General features: G+C 70.5%; 1 protein-coding gene. It reads right to left on the bottom strand.

Annotated elements, in window-relative coordinates; all coding sequences use genetic code 11:
* Window positions 1-1,128, bottom strand: a 1,128-nt coding sequence (locus AC27KI_RS25160; protein WP_487116510.1) for a sensor histidine kinase, incomplete at its 3' end; no start/stop codon positions are given.
* Window positions 1,129-1,264 lie beyond the last annotated feature (136 nt).

Here is a 1,264-nt window from a genome sequence, read left to right as displayed (position 1 = left end):
GAGGCGGGGCAGGGCGGCGCGGTGTTCCTGCACCCCGGGAAAGCGCGCGAACTGCAGCGACAGGGTCAGATGGTTCAGGGTCATTTGGGCTCTGGCGCATGTTTCACTAGGGCATTGTGCTATCAAATTAATAGTGCCTTGCTCGCCGTACAGCGTGTGCAGCCGCTCGCGCACCTGCTGCAGCCCGAAGCTCTGGCGCGCCGGGCCGGGTGGCCCGGGCGGTGCGGTGCCGCCTGCGGCCAGCCCGGCGCCCGAATCCTGCACCAGCAGTTCCAGCAGGCCGTCGGGCAATGGCCGGGCGGCGATGTGGATGCTGCCGCCTTCCACCTTCGGCTCCAGGCCGTGGCGGATGGCGTTTTCCACCAGCGGCTGCAGCAGCAGCGGCGGCACGGGCACGCGGGCGAGCGCCTCGGGCAGGTCGAGCGTGTAGGCCAAACGCGGGCCCATGCGCACCGACATCAGCTCCAGGTAGTCGCGCAGCCGGGCGAATTCGTCGGCCAGCGGGTGCAGCGTGGCCCGCGAGGCGCCGAGTGTGGCGCGCAGGTAGTCGATCAGGTGGTCCAGCATGGCCTGGGCGCGGGGCGGGTCGGCGGCGATCAGCACGCGCAGGTTGGACAGGGTGTTGAACATCATGTGCGGCTCCAGCTGCGCCTCCAGCAGCTTGAGGCGCGCCTCGGCGGCGTCGCGTTCGACCTCGGCGATCTTGCCTTCCAGGAAGCGCGATTTTCCCTGGGCGTAGAAGAAGAACGACAGCGCCAGGCACGCCAGCACCGTCGTCACCATGGCCGAACTGGGGCCGCCTGCCGACGCCAGGGTCAGGCCGGGGTGCATGCTCTCGCGGTAGGCATCGCCCAGGGCCGAGCCGAACTGAAAGCCGATGGAGCCGCCCACCGCGACCAGCGCCCAGCCGCGCCAGCCCAGGGGCCACGGGATGGGGCTATGGCGTGAGAGCCACAGGCGGCCGATGTCGATCAGCAGCCAGCTCGGTAGGCCGATGGCCAGGGAGTACACGAGCTGCACGTCCCACGGTCCCCGGCCGTAGGCGAGCTGGATGCCGGCGATGGCGGCGCAGAACGCGGCGATCACCAGCCCGTGGCGAATGGATTGGCGAAGGCTGAAGTGCTGCATGGCGGCGCTGGAGAAAGGAAAAGCTTCTGGTGGGCCGATTGTGGGGGCACTCCTGGCGGCGGCCGTGCGCCCGGTCAGCGCCGCTGCAGGGCCTGGCGCAGGGCGGCGCGCTCGCGCTCCAGCAGGCGGGCGTGCA

The sequence above is a fragment of the Acidovorax sp. KPB24-03 genome, assembly GCF_057546605.1.
Note: the sequence above shows the minus strand (reverse complement) of the source record. Positions and strands in the feature narration are given on the sequence as shown.